The sequence below is a fragment of the Pseudomonas oryziphila genome (assembly GCF_003940825.1).
GTDB classification, from domain to species: Bacteria; Pseudomonadota; Gammaproteobacteria; order Pseudomonadales; family Pseudomonadaceae; genus Aquipseudomonas; species Aquipseudomonas sichuanensis.
In genome coordinates, this window is the sequence record NZ_CP034338.1 from 5731352 (window position 1) to 5747570 (window position 16219).

A 16219-nucleotide genomic window follows, 5' to 3' on the forward strand; every position below is an offset into this window, starting at 1 on the left:
GAACGGAGGAATGGGATCATGCGTCGACTAGCACTGTTTCTGATCAGCCTGTGCCTGGCCCTGCCGGTACTGGCTGCCGATGCCGCCAAGCCCGAGCGCAAGGAAGTGTTCGGCGACGTGACGGTCCACTACAGCGCCTTCACCTCGAGCATGCTGCAGCCGGACATCGCCGCCGCCACCGGCCTAACCCGCAGCAAGAACCAGGGCGTGCTCAATATCGCCGTGCTCAAGAGTGGCAAGCCGGCCACCTCGGTGGTCAGCGGCACGGTCAAGGACCTGACGGGGCGCAGCAGCCCGCTGTCGTTCAAGCAGATCACCGACCAGGGCGCGGTGTACTACATCGCCCAGTTCAAGATCGACCAGGCTGAAACCCTGACCTTCGACCTGAATGTCGAAACCGGTGGCGTCAGCAATCAACTCAGCTTCAACCAGGAAGTGTTCCCAGGCGAATGATGAATTTCCAGCAACTCGTATTGGCCAGCCATAACGCCGGCAAGCTCAAGGAACTGCAGGCCATGCTCGGCGACTCCGTGCATCTGCGTTCGATCGGTGAATTCAGCCAGGTAGAGCCGGAAGAAACCGGCCTGTCGTTCGTCGAGAACGCCATCCTCAAGGCGCGCAACGCCGCACGTATTTCCGGCCTGCCGGCCCTGGCCGACGACTCGGGCCTGGCGGTGGACTTCCTCGGCGGCGCGCCGGGCATCTATTCGGCACGCTACGCCGATGGCAAGGGCGACGCGGCCAACAACGCCAAGCTGCTTGAAGCGCTGAAGGATGTGCCCAAGGAACAGCGTGGCGCGCAGTTCGTCTGCGTACTGGCGCTGGTGCGCCATGCCGACGACCCGCTGCCTATTCTCTGCGAAGGCCTGTGGCATGGCAGCATCCTGTTCGAGGCCAGCGGTGAGCATGGTTTCGGCTACGACCCGCTGTTCTGGGTCCCGGAGCGCAAGTGCTCCAGTGCCGACCTGGCGCCCATCGACAAGAACCAGCTCAGCCACCGCGCCCGCGCCATGGCCTTGCTGCGTCAGCGTCTGGGCCTGGCATGAGCGAAAAGCTGTTGGTACAGCCGGCGGGCCTGATCCTCCCCGAACTTCCGCCGCTGTCGCTGTACATCCACATCCCCTGGTGCGTGCGCAAATGCCCTTATTGCGACTTCAACTCGCACCAGGCCGGGCCCACATTGCCCGAAGACGAATATATCGATGCCCTGCTGGCCGACCTCGACCAGGAGATGCATGCCGTTCAGGGCCGGCCTATCAGCACCATCTTCTTCGGCGGCGGCACCCCCAGCCTGTTCAGCGCGGCTGCGCTTGGCCGCCTGTTGCGTGGTGTCGAGCAGCGCATCCCGTTTGCCGCCGACATCGAGATCACCCTCGAAGCCAACCCAGGCACGTTCGAGCAGGAAAAGTTCAAGGCCTATCGGCAGACCGGCATCAACCGGCTGTCCATCGGCGTGCAGAGCTTCCAGCCAGCCAAGCTTGAGAAGCTCGGGCGCATCCACAACGGCGCTGAAGCGGTGCGCGCCGCCGACATGGCTCGCGCGGCCGGCTTCGACAACTTCAACATGGACCTGATGCACGGCCTGCCGGACCAGTCGCTGGACGACGCGCTTGGCGACCTGCGCCAGGCCATCGAACTGGCGCCGACGCACCTGTCCTGGTATCAGCTGACGGTCGAGCCCAACACCGTGTTCTGGAACCAGCCGCCCGAGCTGCCCGAGGACGATATCCTCTGGGATATCCAGGAAGCCGGCCAGGCGCTGATGGCCGAGCACGGCTACCAGCAATACGAAGTGTCGGCCTACGCCCAGCCAGGGCGCGCCGCACGGCACAACCTCAATTACTGGCGCTTTGGCGACTTCATCGGCATCGGTGCCGGTGCCCACGGCAAGCTGTCGTTCCCCGATGGGCGCATCCTGCGCACCTGGAAGACCCGCCTGCCCAAGGACTACCTGAACCCGGCCAAGCCCTTCAAGGCAGGCGAGAAGTTGCTGCCGGTCGATGAGCTACCCTTCGAGTTCCTGATGAACGCGCTGCGCCTGACCCAGGGGGTGGAAGCCGAGCTGTTCACGCAACGCACGGGGCTGCCCCTGGCGCAACTCGCGCAAGCCCGCCGCGCCGCCGAACAAAAGGGCCTTTTGCAGGTCGAAGCGGATCGACTGGCGGCCACGCCGCGCGGCCAGCTGTTCCTCAATGACCTGCTGCAGTACTTCTTGAATTAAGGATGACCCATGGACCTGGTACTTGACCTGCTCTCGACCGTCTCCCGCTGGAGCCGCAGCAACCTGTCGGAGATCTCGCTGGCCCTGGTGGGCTGCCTGCTGGTGCTGTTCGGCACCGATATCAAGGGCTGGGTCGAGGGGCGCCTGGGCGGCCTGGCCGGCGCCCTGCGCGTGCCGTTCATGGCGCTGCTGGTGATGATCGGCAGCGGCGCGGCGCTGATCTATGCCACGCCGTGGATCGTCAAGGGGCTGGGGCAGTTCAACAACTATGCGCTGGCACCGGTGTTGCTGGTGGTGCTGGTGTTGATTGGCGTGGTGGCTGACCGGCGCGGGTGACGCCAAATCAAAACCGCCTTTGGCAGGGCGGTTTTGATTCGTTGCAGATTTGCGTCACGGCAACAATTTAGTTTCCAGCGGTTGCGAACGTTGCCCCGCGTAATCGACGCCGACCGCGCATAGCCGGGTATCTTCCGTCACCGCCTCCTTTCGTGTGCCAGCCAATGCCTGGTAACCCGACTCATCGGCACAGTCAGTGGTATCCCAGGGGCCACTCTTGAGCTCGACCCGCCGGAGCAGGATCTGCTCAGGCTCGACAGACACAAGATAGGCATTGCGGCCCTTCCTATCCTTGTATGGCGGGTCGATTTCCAACTCGGGTTGGCTGGCCGGGCCTGCAGGGTGCACCACCACAGGCAACGCCAGGGCATTGCGGTTCGCCGGCTCCGGCCCGGCTGCTTCGCGCCCCCAGACACATAACGCCAGCACTGTCGGATTCTCGGGCGCCAGGGTGAAGCCCTCGATAGGGACATTGATTGGACTTCCTGATTGTTGCACCGGGCCATAGCCTTCACCCTGCTCGCATTGGTCCGGCCATTGGGCGAGCTTGGCCTGGTACAACGTCGTGGTCGCGTATAAAACCTGGCTGATCACCCTGGCGCTGCTGCCGACCTTGTAGATCATGCGTTCGTCCTCCTCGTCCAACGCAACATCGAACTGGTTGCTCAAGCCGCAACCGGCAGCATTGACGTCGAACGCCCCGTTGTTCAGGCAGGCTGGCAAGAAACTCAAGTCCGACGCTTCGCTCCCCAGAGGGTTGCTGCTGTGAGCAACAGCGAGAACCGCACCCGCTGCCTGTTCTACGACAGGGCTGCCAGAGTCGCCGGGCTGCAACCAGGCGTCCTCCATCAACAACAGATGCCGCTGCAGAAAGCCCCGCCCGGTCTTCAAGTCGATCCGCACCAGTTCCTGCGTCGGCCATCTGGCGCTACCCGAAGTGACCCCGCTCACCCTGGCGCCCACGGTTATCGTCTCGCCCTCGGTGGCTTGGCGTCCGGCCAGCACCATGGGCACGATACCGAGTGCCTTGAGTGCCCCCTGGGTCTGCTGCAATTCGAACACGGCAAAATCCAGGCCGCGTCGCGAGGCGTAGCGAGTATGCACGACATCGAATGCCGCCCCGGCGACGCTCTCGAAAGTGACGCGCCCCATCCCCGCAAGCTGTCCGCCGGCAATCTGGGGCCGTTCAAATACCGCATGACCACTGCCCACGAGGAGCGCCGGCGCGGCATCGTTACCGTTGTCGATCAGAAAAGCCGTGCTCTGCTGGGTTACTGCCGGCCCGTAGAGTAACGATGCTGTACTCAAGGTCCGCTCGTACCGGGCGATGGCGGAGCGATCGAGGCTTTGCTCCGTGGCAGGGGAAGATGCCTGGGCAGTGACGCTCAAGCAGGCAGCGGCAGTGGTGAAGGTCAATGCAACGCGCAACAGGCGTGTAGCGATCATGAAAGGTCTCCTGATTTGTCCGAGCGTAATGCCCAGGAACAGGAGGCTCACATTTCGACCCTGCCAGCAGGTCATAACATTTGCTATTTGCGCCCTTGCGGCGCTGGTCGAAGGGGCTGACTAAAAGGCCGCCGCTCGTGGCCTTGAACAGGATCAAGAGCCGGAGCGAGCTTCCAGCCTTTGCCTCCAGCCAGATGCACGCCCGCACCCCAAAGACTCAGCCTCGCGCAACATCGCCAGCCGCTCGGTCATTGGTGTCTGCTGCCAGATGGCGGGATGAGTGGCCAACAAATAAAGCGCCTCGGCTTTGAACTGGTCGTATGAAAACACTTGTCTGGACTTCTCCAGCATCTCGCCCACTGTAAGTGACACCGAGGGCAGGGCCGAAGCAATGTCGGTAGCCGGTCTGAAACAATGCACCTCACGCAAAAGCTGCGGATAGAGCGATTGGAACGGATCATCCCGTTGCAACGCCGCTTTCAACACCTCAAGCAAGGCGACTTGCTCTGCGCCCATGAAGTCAAAGCTGTCGGAGGCTGGCGCGCAACGGTAGTAATAGGCGACCGCTGCCGCCAGAAACCCTTGCTCTACAGCCTGATGCAAACGCGCACAGGAGGCCTGCCTGCGTGCCATGTCGCGCCGGTCCGCAGAGGTTTGCATGTTGGACTGCCAGAACAGCGCCAAGGTGTTGCCCGCCTGCGCTGCCAGCTCGATGTGCGCGCGCGCTTCATCCATCAATTCGCTCATCGGCATCAACTGTTCAGTACTGATGGCTTCGCCGCCGGCCTCGATTTCGGCAAGCGCCTGCAAATTCACGTTGGCCTGTTGTACCAAGGCCACGGCACGCTCGAGGTGTTGCTCAGAGGGCGAAAGAGGTTCACGCAGTAACACGACGAGCACAAGGCAGACGGCAACGACCAGGCCTATCAGCGGTAACAGAACCCGAGGCTTCAAGGCGCAATCCTTTACGCGATGTGATGAGGGGCCAGAGGCGCACCGGCGCCTCTGGCAGGGAGAGGGTCAAGCCAGTTTTTCGAACTTCAGGTCCCACACACCGTGCCCAAGGCGCTCACCACGACGCTCGAACTTGGTGATCGGGCGCTCTTCAGGGCGTGGCACGTAGGCGCCATCAGCCGCCTGGTTGCGATAGCCCGGTGCTGCGCTCATCACTTCCAGCATGTATTCGGCATAGGGCTCCCAGTCGGTCGCCATGTGGAACACGCCACCGGGTTTCAACTTGCGACGCACCAGCTCGGCGAACTCCAGCTGGACGATCCGGCGCTTGTGGTGACGTGCCTTGTGCCACGGGTCGGGGAAGAACAGCATCAAGCGGTCGAGGCTGTTGTCGGCCACGCAGCGGTTGAGCACTTCGATGGCGTCACAGTCGTACACCCGCAGGTTCTTCAGGCCTTGGGTGAGCACGCCGTTCAGCAAAGCGCCGACACCCGGGCGGTGCACTTCGACACCGATAAAGTCCAGCTCGGGCGAGGCGGCGGCCATCTCCAGCAGCGAATGGCCCATGCCAAAGCCGATCTCCAGGGTGCGCGGCGCCGAACGGCCGAACACCTGGTCGTAGTCCACCAGGCTGTCGGCCAGCGGCAGGACGAACAGCGGGCCGCCCTGCTCCAGGCCACGTTGCTGGCCTTCGGTCATGCGCCCGGCGCGCATCACGAAGCTCTTGATGCGACGGTGCGGACGATCTTCGCCGTCGGCGGTGATCGGCGTTTCTTGCGATTCAGTCATCTGGGGCTCTTACTTGATCAGACCATCCAGCGGCGAAGAGGCGCTGGCGTAGAGTTTCTTGGGCATGCGGCCGGCCAGGTAGGCCATGCGCCCGGCCAGGATGCCGTGCTTCATGGCTTCGGCCATCAGCACCGGCTGTTGGGCGTGGGCGATGGCCGAGTTCATCAGTACCGCCTCGCAGCCCATCTCCATGGCGATGGTGGCGTCGGAGGCGGTACCCACGCCGGCATCGACCAGCACCGGCACCTTGGATTCCTCGAGGATGATCTGCAGGTTGTACGGGTTGCAGATGCCAAGGCCCGTACCGATCAGGCCGGCCAGGGGCATCACCGCGATGCAGCCGGCTTCGGCCAGTTGACGGGCGATGATCGGGTCGTCGCTGGTGTAGACCATCACGTCGAAACCTTCCTTGACCAGCACTTCGGCAGCCTTGAGGGTTTCAATGACGTTGGGGAACAAGGTTTTCTGGTCAGCCAGCACTTCCAGCTTGACCAGCGTGCGGGACTCATGGGATTTGCGACCATCGAGCAGCTCACGGGCCAGGCGGCAGGTGCGCACGGCTTCCACCGCATCGAAGCAGCCTGCGGTGTTCGGCAGGATGGTGTACTTGTCCGGCGACAGCACGTCGAGCAGGTTCGGCTCACCCGCATTCTGGCCCAGATTGGTGCGGCGCACGGCGACGGTGACGATTTCGGCACCCGAGGCCTCGGTGGCCAGGCGGGTTTCTTCCATGTCACGGTACTTGCCGGTACCGACCAGCAGGCGCGACTGGAAGGTGCGCCCGGCCAGGATGAAGGGCTTGTCGCTGCGAACGTTGCTCATCGATGTTCCTCAGGAAAGGTTACGGGGCTTACGGGTGAAACGCCGGGCTTGCTCAACCACCGCCGATGGCGTGGACCACTTCAACCTGGTCGCCCTCGCTCAGCAGCGTGCTCTCGTGCTGACTGCGCGGCACGATGTCCAGGTTCAGTTCCACCGCCACCCGGCGGCCAGCCAGCTCGAGCCGGCCGAGCAGGGCCGCGACGCTCTCGCTCGCGGGCAGTTCGTAAGGTTCACCGTTCAGTTGAATGCGCATGCGCACGGCCACCATTGTTCGTTGGGGCAGGCATTCTAGCCCCGATCAGCCTTGCAACCCAAGGGTGGAGCGCGCCATTAGTCGCGATTGTGGACCACTCGGTCAGCCCAGGCGCCAGGCGGCCAGGCCCAGGCACAACCAGCCGGCGAGGAAGCACAGGCCACCCAGCGGGGTGATCATGCCGAGCTTGCCCAGGCCCGTCAGCGTGAGCACGTAGAGGCTGCCGGAAAACAGCACGATACCCAGCGCGAACAGACCGCCCGCCCAACCCACCAGGCGCCCGGGCAGGTGCACCGAGAGCACGGCCACGGCGAGGATCGCCAGGGCATGCACCAACTGGTAGGTGACACCGGTGTGAAAGACCGCCAGGTAGTCGGCACTGAGGCGGCTCTTGAGGCCATGGGCGGCAAAGGCGCCGAGCGCGACACCGGTGAACCCGAAGAAGGCGGCGAGCATCAGGAAGCTGCGAAGCATGGGACGACTCCTCGAAAGGGGTCTGTATAATGGCCCGTTCCAACGGTCCGGCCAAGCCATCACCATGCTGTCATCCTTCCTGCGCCACTTCACCCGCGGCCTGCTCTGGTTCGCTGTCGCAAGCATTGCCGTGGTGCTGGTACTGCGCTGGGTACCGCCGCCCGGCACGGCGCTGATGGTCGAGCGCAAGGTGGAGTCATGGTTCAGTGGCGAGCCAATCGACCTGCAGCGCGACTGGACCCCCTGGGAAGAGATCTCGGATGAGCTCAAGGTGGCGGTCATCGCCGGTGAAGACCAGAAGTTCGCCAACCACTGGGGCTTCGACATCCCGGCCATCCAGGCGGCGCTGGCCTACAACGAACGGGGCGGCAAGGTCCGTGGCGCCAGCACCCTGACCCAGCAGGTGGCCAAGAACATGTTCCTGTGGTCCGGGCGCAGTTGGCTGCGCAAGGGCCTGGAGGCCTGGTTCACCGCACTGATCGAGCTGTTCTGGTCGAAGGAGCGGATTCTCGAGGTGTATCTGAACAGCGCCGAGTGGGGCAAGGGCGTGTTCGGCGCCCAGGCGGCGGCACGCTATCACTTTGGCGTGGATGCCAGCCGCCTGACGCGACAACAGGCCGCACTGCTCGCTGCCGTGCTGCCGAGCCCGATCAAATGGAGCGCCAGCCGGCCAAGTACCTATGTAGCCAGCCGCGCGGGGTGGATTCGCCGGCAGATGAGCCAGTTGGGTGGGCCGAGCTACCTGATGCAGCTGGATGCGTCGCGCAGGCTCTAAGCTGCGCCCGCAAGGGCATCAAGTAACCTGTGGGAGCGGCTTCAGCCGCGAAAAAGGCAACGCGGTGGGCGGCACCAGCTTCGCTGGTGTTCGCGGCTAAAGCCGCTCCCACAGGGCCCTGCGATCCATCTCAACAAAAAACCGCTGCCTCTTGCGAGAGCAGCGGTTTTTTTATTCAGCCAGGGCGCCGATCAGATGGCGATCAGTGCCTTGACCTTGTTCATTGCGTTCTTCTCCAGCTGGCGAATACGCTCGGCCGAAACGCTGTACTTGTCTGCCAGCTCATGCAGCGTGGCCTTCTCTTCCGCCAGCCAGCGCTGGTAGAGAATGTCGCGGCTGCGATCGTCCAGGCCCTGCAGGGCTTCATGCAGGTTGCTGGTGGAATTGTCGCTCCAGTCAGCGTCCTCCAGCTGCACAGCCGGGTCGTAGCGGTGGTCTTCCAGGTAATGCGCGGGCGACTGGAAGGCGCTGTCGTCATCGGCTTCGGCTGCCGGGTCGAAGGCCATGTCCTGGCCGCTCAGGCGGCTTTCCATTTCACGCACTTCGCGGGGCTCCACGCCCAGGCTTTCTGCCACGCGATGCACTTCGTCATTGTTCAGCCAGGCCAGGCGTTTCTTCTGGCTGCGCAGGTTGAAGAACAGCTTGCGCTGGGCCTTGGTGGTAGCCACCTTGACGATGCGCCAGTTGCGCAGGATGAACTCGTGGATCTCGGCCTTGATCCAGTGCACCGCGAAGGACACCAGACGTACGCCCATTTCCGGGTTGAAGCGTTTTACCGCCTTCATCAGGCCGACGTTGCCTTCCTGGATCAGGTCGGCCTGGGCCAGACCATAGCCAGCATAGCTACGGGCGATATGGACGACGAAACGCAGGTGGGCCATCACCATTAGCCGGGCGGCCTCGACATCCTGTTCGTAATAGAGACGCTCGCCCAGATCACGCTCCTGCTCGACCGTCAGCAGCGGGATGCTGTTGACCGTGTGCACGTAGGCTTCCAGGTTTGCACCGGGTACCAGGGCATAGGCAGGTTGCAACGATGTGGTCATTCAAGTACCTCCGACTTACAGACTCGTGCCTTGTGGGCACTGCCAGCATAGACCCGGAACCGCGAGACAAGTTCCTGGATGAAAAAAAGTCAATGCTGGCGATGAAACATTATCGTGGTGCCAGCTCGTTCAGATGCCGAGCCACCGCGATCCATGCACCGATATACCCCAACAGCACCGCGCCGATCAAGAGGGAAAGACCATCGGCGGCCGGCACTCCGCCCAGGGCGAAATCGCTGCCGTACAGGCCGGAAAGCCCGACGACCGCGTCGTTGAGCCAGTTCAGGCCGAACGCCAGGATCCCCCAGGCCAGCACCCCGGCACCCAGGCCATACAGCGCCCCCATGTAGAGGAAAGGCCGACGCACGTAGCTGTCGGTGCCACCCACCAGCTTGATCACTTCGATCTCGACGCGGCGGTTCTCGATATGTAGACGAATTGTGTTACCGATTACTAACAGCAACGCGGAAATAAGCATCACCGCGAGGCCGAAGACAAAACGATCACCCAGCTTGAGGATCGCCGCCAGGCGCTCGACCCAGACCAGGTCCAGCTGTGCCGCTTCCACCCGTGGCAGCTCTGCCAGGCGTTGACGCAGAGCTTCCAGGGCCGGTTTGTCGACTTCGCTCGGGGTCACTACCACCACGCCGGGCAGCGGGTTGTCCGGCAGCTCGCGCAGGGCTTCGCCCAGGCCAGACTGCTGCTGGAACTCTTCCAGCGCCTGCTCACGGCTGACGTACTGGGCCTCGGCAACGCCCGGCATGCCCTTGATCTCGTCACGCAATGCTTCGCCATCACGGCTGCTGGCGTCGAGCTTGAGGTACAGGGAAATCTGCGCCGCGCGCTGCCACGAACCGCCGAGCTTCTCGACGTTCTTGAGCAGCAGCGACAGGCCCATGGGCATGCTCAGCGCCACGGCCATCACCAGGCAGGTGAAGAAGCTGCCGATCGGCTGCTTGGCCAGGCGGCGCAGGCTGTCGGCCAGGCTGGCACGGTGGCTTTCCAGCCAGGCGTGCAGCAAGGTGCTGAAGTCCGGGCCATCGTCGTCGTGGTCTCCGCGCTTTTTCTTCGCAGGTTGTGGGTCGGCGGGCTTGGGTGCGACCCGCTCGGAAACCTTTGGTGTACGTGTGGTGCTCATTGCCCGGCCTCCCCATCGCCGATCAAGCGGCCGCGTTGCAGCGTCAGCATGCGGTGGCGCATGCGCGCGATCAGCGCCAGGTCGTGGCTGGCGATCAATACGGTGGTGCCCAGGCGGTTGATGTCTTCGAACACGCCCATGATCTCGGCGGCCAGGCGCGGGTCGAGGTTACCGGTGGGCTCGTCCGCCAGCAGCAGTGCCGGCTGGTGGACGATCGCCCGGGCGATACCGACGCGCTGTTGCTGGCCGGTGGACAGGTCGGCCGGGAACAGCTCGCCCTTGTCGCTCAACGACACGCGCTCCAGCGCCGAGTCGACGCGCTTGGCGATCTCGGCCTTGGACAGCCCGAGGATCTGCAGCGGCAAGGCGATGTTGTTGAAAACGGTGCGGTCGAACAGCAACTGGTGGTTCTGGAACACCACGCCGATCTGCCGGCGCAGGAACGGGATCTGCGCGTTGCTGATCTGCCCAAGGTCCTGCCCCGCCAGCAGCAGCTTGCCGCTGGTCGGGCGTTCCATGGCCAACAACAGGCGCAACAAGGTGCTCTTGCCGGCGCCGGAGTGGCCGGTGACGAACAGGAACTCGCCACGCCGCGCCCGGAAGCTCAGCTCATGCAGGCCGACGTGGCCGTTGGGGTAGCGTTTGGCGACCTGTTCGAATCGGATCATGCAGGTTCCCGCTCGGCAAACAGTGCCTTGACGAAAGGTTCAGCCTCGAAGGTGCGCAGGTCATCGATACCCTCGCCCACACCAATGAAGCGGATCGGAATGTTGAACTGCTTGGCCAGGGCGAAGATCACCCCACCCTTGGCGGTGCCGTCCAGCTTGGTCAGGGCCAGGCCGGTCAGTTCCACGCTCTGGTTGAAGTACTTGGCCTGGCTGATGGCGTTCTGCCCGGTACCGGCGTCGAGCACCAGCAGCACCTCGTGGGGCGCCTCGGCGTCGAGCTTGCCAATCACCCGACGGACCTTCTTCAGCTCTTCCATCAGGTTGTCCTTGGTGTGCAGGCGCCCGGCAGTGTCGGCGATCAGCACATCGACGTTGCGCGCCTTGGCGGCCTGCACGGCGTCGAAGATCACCGAAGCCGAGTCGGCGCCGGTGTGCTGGGCGATCACCGGGATCTGGTTGCGCTCGCCCCACACCTGCAGCTGCTCCACGGCGGCGGCACGGAAGGTGTCGCCGGCGGCGAGCATGACCTTCTTGCCTTCGAGCTGCAGCTTTTTCGCCAGTTTGCCGATGGTGGTGGTCTTGCCGGCGCCGTTCACGCCGACCACCAGGATCACGTAGGGCTTGTTCTGCGCCTCGACCTTCAGCGGCTGCTCGACCGGGCGCAGCAGCGCGGCCAGCTCTTCCTGCAGCGACTTGTACAGCGCGTCGGCATCGGCCAGCTGCTTGCGGGCGACTTTCTGGGTGAGGTTCTGGACGATGGCCGAGGTGGCCTCGACGCCGACGTCGGCGGTCAGCAGACGGGTTTCGATTTCGTCGAGCAGGTCGTCATCGATGACCTTCTTGCCCATGAACAGGCTGGCCATGCCCTCGCCAATGCTGGCGCTGGTCTTCGACAGGCCCTGCTTGAGACGGGCGAAGAAACCGGGCTTGGACGGTTCGGCGGCAGCCACGGCAATGGGCTCGGGCTCGACCGGGGCCGGCGCGATGACCGGTTGGGCTTCGACAACCGGCGCCGGGGCCGCTACGACAGTGGCAGCCGGCTCGACGAGCGGGCGAGCGGGAATGGCAGGCGGCGCCTTGGGCTCCAGGTCCTCAACCAGTGCCACCGGTTCTTCGGCGACAGGCAGTACCAGGTTGCTGACCGGGGCCGCAGGCACTTCGGCCGGTGCTGGCTCTACGGGTGCGGCAACCACAGGCTCAGGCTGAACAACCACGGGGGCAGCGGCAGGCACATATTGCGGCGTGACGACCACCGGTTCTGGCTGCGGCGCGGCGACTACTGGCTCGGGCACCGACGCTGGCTGCGGTGTGATAACCACTGGCTCAGGCACAGCCTGAGGCGCGGCAACCACCGGCTCCGGCACAGGCTCGACCACTACGGGCTCGGGCACTGCCGTCGGCAGCGGCTCGGCAGCAGGCACCTGCAGTGCGGCCGGCTCTGCGGCCTGCGGTTCTGGGGTTTGCGGCTGTTCGGCGACAGGTTGTTCCGGCTTCTTGCGGAACCAGCTGAACAGGCCTTTCTTCTCGCCAGCCGCAGCCGGCGCTTTTTTGTCGTCGTTGGAACCAAACATGGAAGACGGCTATCTCAGGGTAGCGATGCGCCAGCAGTGGCGCATCGGGAATTCTTGAGTCACGCAGAACAGACTATTTTGTAACCGACTGGTTCATGCGCAACGTTTTGTCTTTAGGGCCTGCGGGCCAGAACGGCGACAGGCATGGTCGCCAGGCAACCGGATCAGTATCCTAGCACCTCCTGGCCCGCCGACGCTAAACCCAAGCGGGCCGCAGAACAGGTTAAACACCGTATGAATGCTCTAGCCCGCCGCGCCGCTGGCCTGTTGCTCGGCACGCTGTGCCTGCCGCTTGCGGCCTTCGCCGCCGATGTGCAACCCACCCATGAATTCATCCTCGACAACGGCCTGAAAGTGGTCGTACGCGAGGACCACCGTGCCCCGGTGGTGGTTTCGCAGATCTGGTACAAAGTCGGTTCCAGCTACGAAACCCCAGGCCAGACAGGCCTGTCCCACGCCCTGGAGCACATGATGTTCAAGGGCAGCGCCAAGCTCGGCCCTGGCGAAGCATCGCGCATCCTGCGTGACCTGGGCGCCGAAGAGAATGCCTTTACCAGCGACGACTACACCGCCTATTACCAGGTGCTGGCCCGCGACCGCCTGCCGGTGGCCTTCGAACTGGAAGCCGACCGCCTGGCCAGCCTGCGTCTGCCGGCCGACGAGTTCAGCCGCGAGATCGAGGTGATCAAGGAAGAGCGCCGCCTGCGCACCGACGATCAGCCCAACTCCAAAGCCTTCGAGCTGTTCCGTGCCATGGCCTACCCGGCCAGCGGCTACCACACCCCGACCATCGGCTGGATGGCCGACCTCGAACGCATGAAGGTCGAAGAGCTGCGCCACTGGTACGAATCCTGGTACGCGCCGAACAACGCCACCCTGGTGGTCGTCGGCGACGTCACTCCCGACGAGGTGAAAACCCTCGCACAAAAATACTTCGGCCCCATCCCCAAGCGCGCCGTGCCCCCCAGCAAGCTGCCGCTGGAGTTGGCCGAACCCGGCCTGCGCAAGCTGACCCTGCACGTGCAGACGCAGTTGCCGAGCCTGATCTACGGCTTCAACGTGCCGGCCCTGGCCACCGCCAAGGACCCGCGCACGGTCAACGCGCTGCGGCTGATCTCCGCGCTGCTCGACGGCGGCTACAGCGCCCGCATGCCGGCGCGCCTGGAGCGCGGCCAGGAGCTGGTGGCCGGTGCCTCGTCCAGCTACAACGCCTTCACCCGGGGCGACAGCCTGTTCCTGATCTCGGCCACCCCCAACGTGCAGAAGCAAAAGACCCTGGCCGAGGTCGAGAAAGGCGTCTGGCAATTGCTCGACGAACTCAAGACCACCCCACCCACCGCCGAAGAGCTCGAGCGCGTGCGCGCCCAGGTGATCGCCGGCCTGGTCTACGACCGTGACTCCATCAGCAGCCAGGCCACCACCATCGGCCAGCTGGAAACCGTCGGCCTGTCCTGGAAACTGATCGACAGCGAACTCGACGACCTCAAGCGCGTGACCCCGCAAGATATCCAGGCCGCTGCCCGCACCTACTTCACCCGCGAACGCCTGAGCGTTGCCCATGTACTGCCCGAGGAGTCCGCTCATGAGTGACCGCAGCGCACCCCGCTACACCCTGCTGGGCCTTGGCATCATCGTGCTGGTGGTGGCCATCGCCCTGCTGCTGGCCCGCCCGGCCCAGTCCGACAGCGCCAGCCAGCCCGCTACCGCGGCCCGCCCGGCCAACTCGCTGCAATCGCTGGCCGATCTGGACGGCAAGGCACCCAGCCGCCGTCAGTTGAACATCCAGCACTGGACCACCGCCGAAGGCACCCGCGTACTGTTCGTCGAAGCCCGTGAGCTGCCGATGTTCGACCTGCGCCTGACCTTCGCCGCCGGCAGCAGCCAGGACGGCACGACGCCAGGTGTAGCGACGCTGACCAACGCCATGCTCAACGAGGGTGTGGCCGGCAAGGACGTCACCGCCATCGCCGAAGGCTTCGAGGGCCTGGGCGCAGACTTCGGCAACGGCTCCTACCGCGACATGGCCGTGGCCTCGCTGCGCAGCCTCAGCGCCGCCGACAAGCGCGACCCGGCACTCAAGCTGTTCACCGAGGTAGTAGGCAAGCCGACCTTCCCCGATGACGCCCTCAAGCGCATCAGGAACCAGATGCTGGCCGGCTTCGAGTATGAAAAGCAGAACCCCGGCAAGATCGCCGCCAAGACCCTGTTCGCCAACCTGTACGGCAGCCACCCCTACGCTCACCCCAGCGACGGCACGGCCCAGACGGTCACCGCCATCACCCTCGATCAGCTGCGCGCCTTCCACGCCAAGGCCTATGCCGCCGGCAACGCGGTGATCGCGCTGGTCGGCGACCTCAGCCGCAGCGAAGCCGAGGCCATCGCCGCCCAGGTTTCCGCCGGCCTGCCCAAGGGCCCGGCCCTGGCCAAGCCCGAGCAGCCGGTTGAACCCAAGCCAGGCATGACCCACATCGACTTTGCGTCCAAGCAGACCCACCTGATGCTGGCCGAACTTGGCATCGACCGTAACGACCCGGACTGGCCCGCACTGTCGCTGGGCAACCAGATCCTCGGCGGCGGCGCCTTTGGTACCCGGCTGATGAGCGAAGTGCGCGAAAAGCGCGGCCTGACCTACGGGGTGTACTCGGTGTTCAGCCCGATGCAGGTACGCGGCCCGTTCATGATCAACCTGCAGACCCGTGCCGAGCTCAGCGAAGGCACGCTCAAGCTGGTCCAGGACCTGCTGGCCGACTACCTCAAGAGCGGCCCGACGCAACAGGAACTGGACGACGCCAAGCGCGAACTGGCCGGCAGCTTCCCGCTGTCCAATGCCAGCAACGCCAGTATCGTCGGCCAGTTGGGCGCGATCGGCTTCTACAACCTGCCGCTGAGCTGGCTGGAAGACTTCATGCAGCAGTCCCAGGCGCTGACCGTCGAACAGGTCAAGGCCGCCATGAACAAGCACCTGGCGGCGGACAAGCTGGTGATCGTCACCGTCGGCCCGAAGGTGGCACAGCAGCCGCTGCCGGCCCCCACTGACAAACCCGCCGAGCGACCGCTCGGCGTACCGGAGCATTAATGGCACGCCCCAACACCCCCGCGCGCAGCGCCCCTGGCGCCAGCAAAGGCCCCGGCCAGTTGCGCATCATTGCCGGCGAGTGGCGCAGCCGCCGCCTGGCCGTCCCCGAAGGCGACGGCCTGCGCCCCACCCCGGACCGCGTGCGCGAAACCCTGTTCAACTGGCTGGCGCCGTACATCGAGGGCGCCCGCGTGCTGGATGCCTTCACCGGCAGCGGCGCGCTGGTGCTCGAAGCCCTGTCCCGCGGTGCGCAAGACGCCGTGGCGCTGGACAGCAACCCGGCCGCCATCGCCAACCTCAAGCACAACCTCGAACTGCTGCGCTGCCCGCGCGGGCAAATCCTGCAAACCGACGCCCTGCGCTATCTGCAAGGCCCGGCCAAGCAGCAGTTCGACCTGGTGTTCCTCGACCCGCCCTTCCACCAGGACCTGCTGGCCAACACCTGCAACCTGCTGGAGCAGGGCCAGTGGCTGCGCGAGCAGGCGTGGATCTACACCGAAAGCGAGGCGGCGCCGTCAAGCCTGCCGATGCCCGGCAACTGGCGCCTGCACCGCGAGAAAAAGACTGGCCAGGTGCATTACGCGCTCTGGCAACGCAGCAAGATTTAAGTAACACCGCCCACCGGCAGAAGTGCCCGAAGCTGCTCCGCT

18 protein-coding genes are annotated in these 16219 nt (G+C 64.5%); 8 read left to right on the plus strand and 10 right to left on the minus strand.

The window, feature by feature from the left end; translation table 11 throughout:
• Positions 1–18: 18 nt before the first annotated feature.
• Genes EJA05_RS26620 through EJA05_RS26635 form a run of 4 tightly spaced genes read left to right on the plus strand, consistent with a single transcriptional unit; the run spans position 19 to position 2557 of the window.
• Entirely contained in the window at positions 19–453 is a 435-nt protein-coding gene (locus tag EJA05_RS26620; RefSeq protein ID WP_125465925.1) for a DUF4426 domain-containing protein, read from the plus strand.
• Positions 450–1046 carry an RdgB/HAM1 family non-canonical purine NTP pyrophosphatase gene (rdgB, locus tag EJA05_RS26625; RefSeq protein ID WP_125860896.1) on the plus strand — a complete coding sequence of 199 codons (597 nt, stop codon included), beginning with the start codon at positions 450–452 and terminating at the stop codon, positions 1044–1046. The genes EJA05_RS26620 and rdgB overlap by 4 nt, the downstream gene beginning before the upstream one ends.
• A complete protein-coding gene (gene hemW / locus EJA05_RS26630; protein WP_125860898.1) occupies positions 1043–2221 on the plus strand; it encodes a radical SAM family heme chaperone HemW in 1179 nt (392 codons plus the stop codon). Before rdgB ends, hemW begins: the two co-directional genes overlap by 4 nt.
• 9 nt (positions 2222–2230) lie before the next feature.
• Positions 2231–2557 carry a DUF3392 family protein gene (locus EJA05_RS26635; protein ID WP_011531731.1) on the plus strand — a complete coding sequence of 109 codons (327 nt, stop codon included), beginning with the start codon at positions 2231–2233 and terminating at the stop codon, positions 2555–2557.
• A 54-nt stretch (positions 2558–2611) separates the two neighbouring features.
• On the opposite strand, the gene EJA05_RS26640 is transcribed toward EJA05_RS26635, so the two are convergent.
• The 6 genes from EJA05_RS26640 to EJA05_RS26665 all read right to left on the minus strand — a co-directional run bounded on the left by EJA05_RS26640 (position 2612) and on the right by EJA05_RS26665 (position 7295).
• On the minus strand, positions 2612–4003 hold the full coding sequence (locus tag EJA05_RS26640; RefSeq protein WP_125860900.1) for a hypothetical protein: 1392 nt from the start codon (positions 4001–4003) through the stop codon (positions 2612–2614).
• A gap of 153 nt (positions 4004–4156) precedes the next feature.
• Positions 4157–4957: a hypothetical protein gene (locus EJA05_RS26645; RefSeq protein WP_125860902.1), complete on the minus strand. Its 801-nt coding sequence runs from the start codon at positions 4955–4957 to the stop codon at positions 4157–4159.
• A gap of 66 nt (positions 4958–5023) precedes the next feature.
• Entirely contained in the window at positions 5024–5746 is a 723-nt protein-coding gene (trmB, locus tag EJA05_RS26650) for a tRNA (guanosine(46)-N7)-methyltransferase TrmB (protein ID WP_125860904.1), read from the minus strand.
• A 9-nt stretch (positions 5747–5755) separates the two neighbouring features.
• Positions 5756–6568 carry a thiazole synthase gene (locus EJA05_RS26655; protein ID WP_125860906.1) on the minus strand — a complete coding sequence of 271 codons (813 nt, stop codon included), beginning with the start codon at positions 6566–6568 and terminating at the stop codon, positions 5756–5758.
• Between the two features lie 52 nt (positions 6569–6620).
• Entirely contained in the window at positions 6621–6821 is a 201-nt protein-coding gene (gene thiS, locus EJA05_RS26660) for a sulfur carrier protein ThiS (RefSeq protein WP_110996034.1), read from the minus strand.
• A 102-nt stretch (positions 6822–6923) separates the two neighbouring features.
• Positions 6924–7295: a DUF423 domain-containing protein gene (locus EJA05_RS26665; protein WP_125465930.1), complete on the minus strand. Its 372-nt coding sequence runs from the start codon at positions 7293–7295 to the stop codon at positions 6924–6926.
• Positions 7296–7359: 64 nt separating this feature from the next.
• Here EJA05_RS26665 and mtgA point away from each other — a divergent pair, with 64 nt between their 5' ends.
• Positions 7360–8070, plus strand: coding sequence for a monofunctional biosynthetic peptidoglycan transglycosylase (mtgA, locus tag EJA05_RS26670; protein ID WP_125860908.1), 711 nt, complete (start codon positions 7360–7362; stop codon positions 8068–8070).
• Between the two features lie 191 nt (positions 8071–8261).
• On the opposite strand, the gene rpoH is transcribed toward mtgA, so the two are convergent.
• From rpoH to ftsY, 4 genes are all read right to left on the minus strand, one after another.
• The gene (gene rpoH / locus EJA05_RS26675) at positions 8262–9116 is read right to left on the minus strand and encodes an RNA polymerase sigma factor RpoH (RefSeq protein WP_125465932.1); all 855 of its coding nucleotides are present in this window, start codon (positions 9114–9116) and stop codon (positions 8262–8264) included.
• 109 nt (positions 9117–9225) lie between these two features.
• On the minus strand, positions 9226–10254 hold the full coding sequence (ftsX, locus tag EJA05_RS26680) for a permease-like cell division protein FtsX (RefSeq protein WP_125465933.1): 1029 nt from the start codon (positions 10252–10254) through the stop codon (positions 9226–9228).
• The gene (ftsE, locus tag EJA05_RS26685) at positions 10251–10922 is read right to left on the minus strand and encodes a cell division ATP-binding protein FtsE (protein WP_011531723.1); all 672 of its coding nucleotides are present in this window, start codon (positions 10920–10922) and stop codon (positions 10251–10253) included. The genes ftsX and ftsE overlap by 4 nt, the downstream gene beginning before the upstream one ends.
• Entirely contained in the window at positions 10919–12493 is a 1575-nt protein-coding gene (ftsY, locus tag EJA05_RS26690) for a signal recognition particle-docking protein FtsY (RefSeq protein WP_125860910.1), read from the minus strand. The genes ftsE and ftsY overlap by 4 nt, the downstream gene beginning before the upstream one ends.
• 234 nt (positions 12494–12727) lie before the next feature.
• Here ftsY and EJA05_RS26695 point away from each other — a divergent pair, with 234 nt between their 5' ends.
• From EJA05_RS26695 to rsmD, 3 genes are read left to right on the plus strand one after another with little or no spacing between them, the layout of a single operon-like run.
• Positions 12728–14083 (plus strand): M16 family metallopeptidase, encoded by a 1356-nt coding sequence (locus EJA05_RS26695; RefSeq protein WP_125860912.1) that lies wholly within the window; start codon positions 12728–12730, stop codon positions 14081–14083.
• On the plus strand, positions 14076–15569 hold the full coding sequence (locus EJA05_RS26700; RefSeq protein ID WP_125860914.1) for a M16 family metallopeptidase: 1494 nt from the start codon (positions 14076–14078) through the stop codon (positions 15567–15569). The genes EJA05_RS26695 and EJA05_RS26700 overlap by 8 nt, the downstream gene beginning before the upstream one ends.
• Positions 15569–16177, plus strand: coding sequence for a 16S rRNA (guanine(966)-N(2))-methyltransferase RsmD (gene rsmD / locus EJA05_RS26705; RefSeq protein ID WP_125860916.1), 609 nt, complete (start codon positions 15569–15571; stop codon positions 16175–16177). Before EJA05_RS26700 ends, rsmD begins: the two co-directional genes overlap by 1 nt.
• Positions 16178–16219: the final 42 nt, after the last annotated feature.

What these genes read in the sequence shown, in the direction of transcription:
- EJA05_RS26620 (WP_125465925.1), top strand. Translation starts at nt 19, where the DNA reads ATGCGTCGACTAGCACTGTTTCTGATCAGCCTGTGCCTGGCCCTGCCG.
- rdgB (WP_125860896.1), top strand. Translation starts at nt 450, where the DNA reads ATGATGAATTTCCAGCAACTCGTATTGGCCAGCCATAACGCCGGCAAG.
- hemW (WP_125860898.1), top strand. Translation starts at nt 1,043, where the DNA reads ATGAGCGAAAAGCTGTTGGTACAGCCGGCGGGCCTGATCCTCCCCGAA.
- EJA05_RS26635 (WP_011531731.1), top strand. Translation starts at nt 2,231, where the DNA reads ATGGACCTGGTACTTGACCTGCTCTCGACCGTCTCCCGCTGGAGCCGC.
- EJA05_RS26640 (WP_125860900.1), bottom strand. Translation starts at nt 4,003, where the DNA reads ATGATCGCTACACGCCTGTTGCGCGTTGCATTGACCTTCACCACTGCC.
- trmB (WP_125860904.1), bottom strand. Translation starts at nt 5,746, where the DNA reads ATGACTGAATCGCAAGAAACGCCGATCACCGCCGACGGCGAAGATCGT.
- EJA05_RS26655 (WP_125860906.1), bottom strand. Translation starts at nt 6,568, where the DNA reads ATGAGCAACGTTCGCAGCGACAAGCCCTTCATCCTGGCCGGGCGCACC.
- thiS (WP_110996034.1), bottom strand. Translation starts at nt 6,821, where the DNA reads ATGCGCATTCAACTGAACGGTGAACCTTACGAACTGCCCGCGAGCGAG.
- EJA05_RS26665 (WP_125465930.1), bottom strand. Translation starts at nt 7,295, where the DNA reads ATGCTTCGCAGCTTCCTGATGCTCGCCGCCTTCTTCGGGTTCACCGGT.
- mtgA (WP_125860908.1), top strand. Translation starts at nt 7,360, where the DNA reads ATGCTGTCATCCTTCCTGCGCCACTTCACCCGCGGCCTGCTCTGGTTC.
- rpoH (WP_125465932.1), bottom strand. Translation starts at nt 9,116, where the DNA reads ATGACCACATCGTTGCAACCTGCCTATGCCCTGGTACCCGGTGCAAAC.
- ftsX (WP_125465933.1), bottom strand. Translation starts at nt 10,254, where the DNA reads ATGAGCACCACACGTACACCAAAGGTTTCCGAGCGGGTCGCACCCAAG.
- ftsE (WP_011531723.1), bottom strand. Translation starts at nt 10,922, where the DNA reads ATGATCCGATTCGAACAGGTCGCCAAACGCTACCCCAACGGCCACGTC.
- ftsY (WP_125860910.1), bottom strand. Translation starts at nt 12,493, where the DNA reads ATGTTTGGTTCCAACGACGACAAAAAAGCGCCGGCTGCGGCTGGCGAG.
- EJA05_RS26695 (WP_125860912.1), top strand. Translation starts at nt 12,728, where the DNA reads ATGAATGCTCTAGCCCGCCGCGCCGCTGGCCTGTTGCTCGGCACGCTG.
- EJA05_RS26700 (WP_125860914.1), top strand. Translation starts at nt 14,076, where the DNA reads ATGAGTGACCGCAGCGCACCCCGCTACACCCTGCTGGGCCTTGGCATC.
- rsmD (WP_125860916.1), top strand. Translation starts at nt 15,569, where the DNA reads ATGGCACGCCCCAACACCCCCGCGCGCAGCGCCCCTGGCGCCAGCAAA.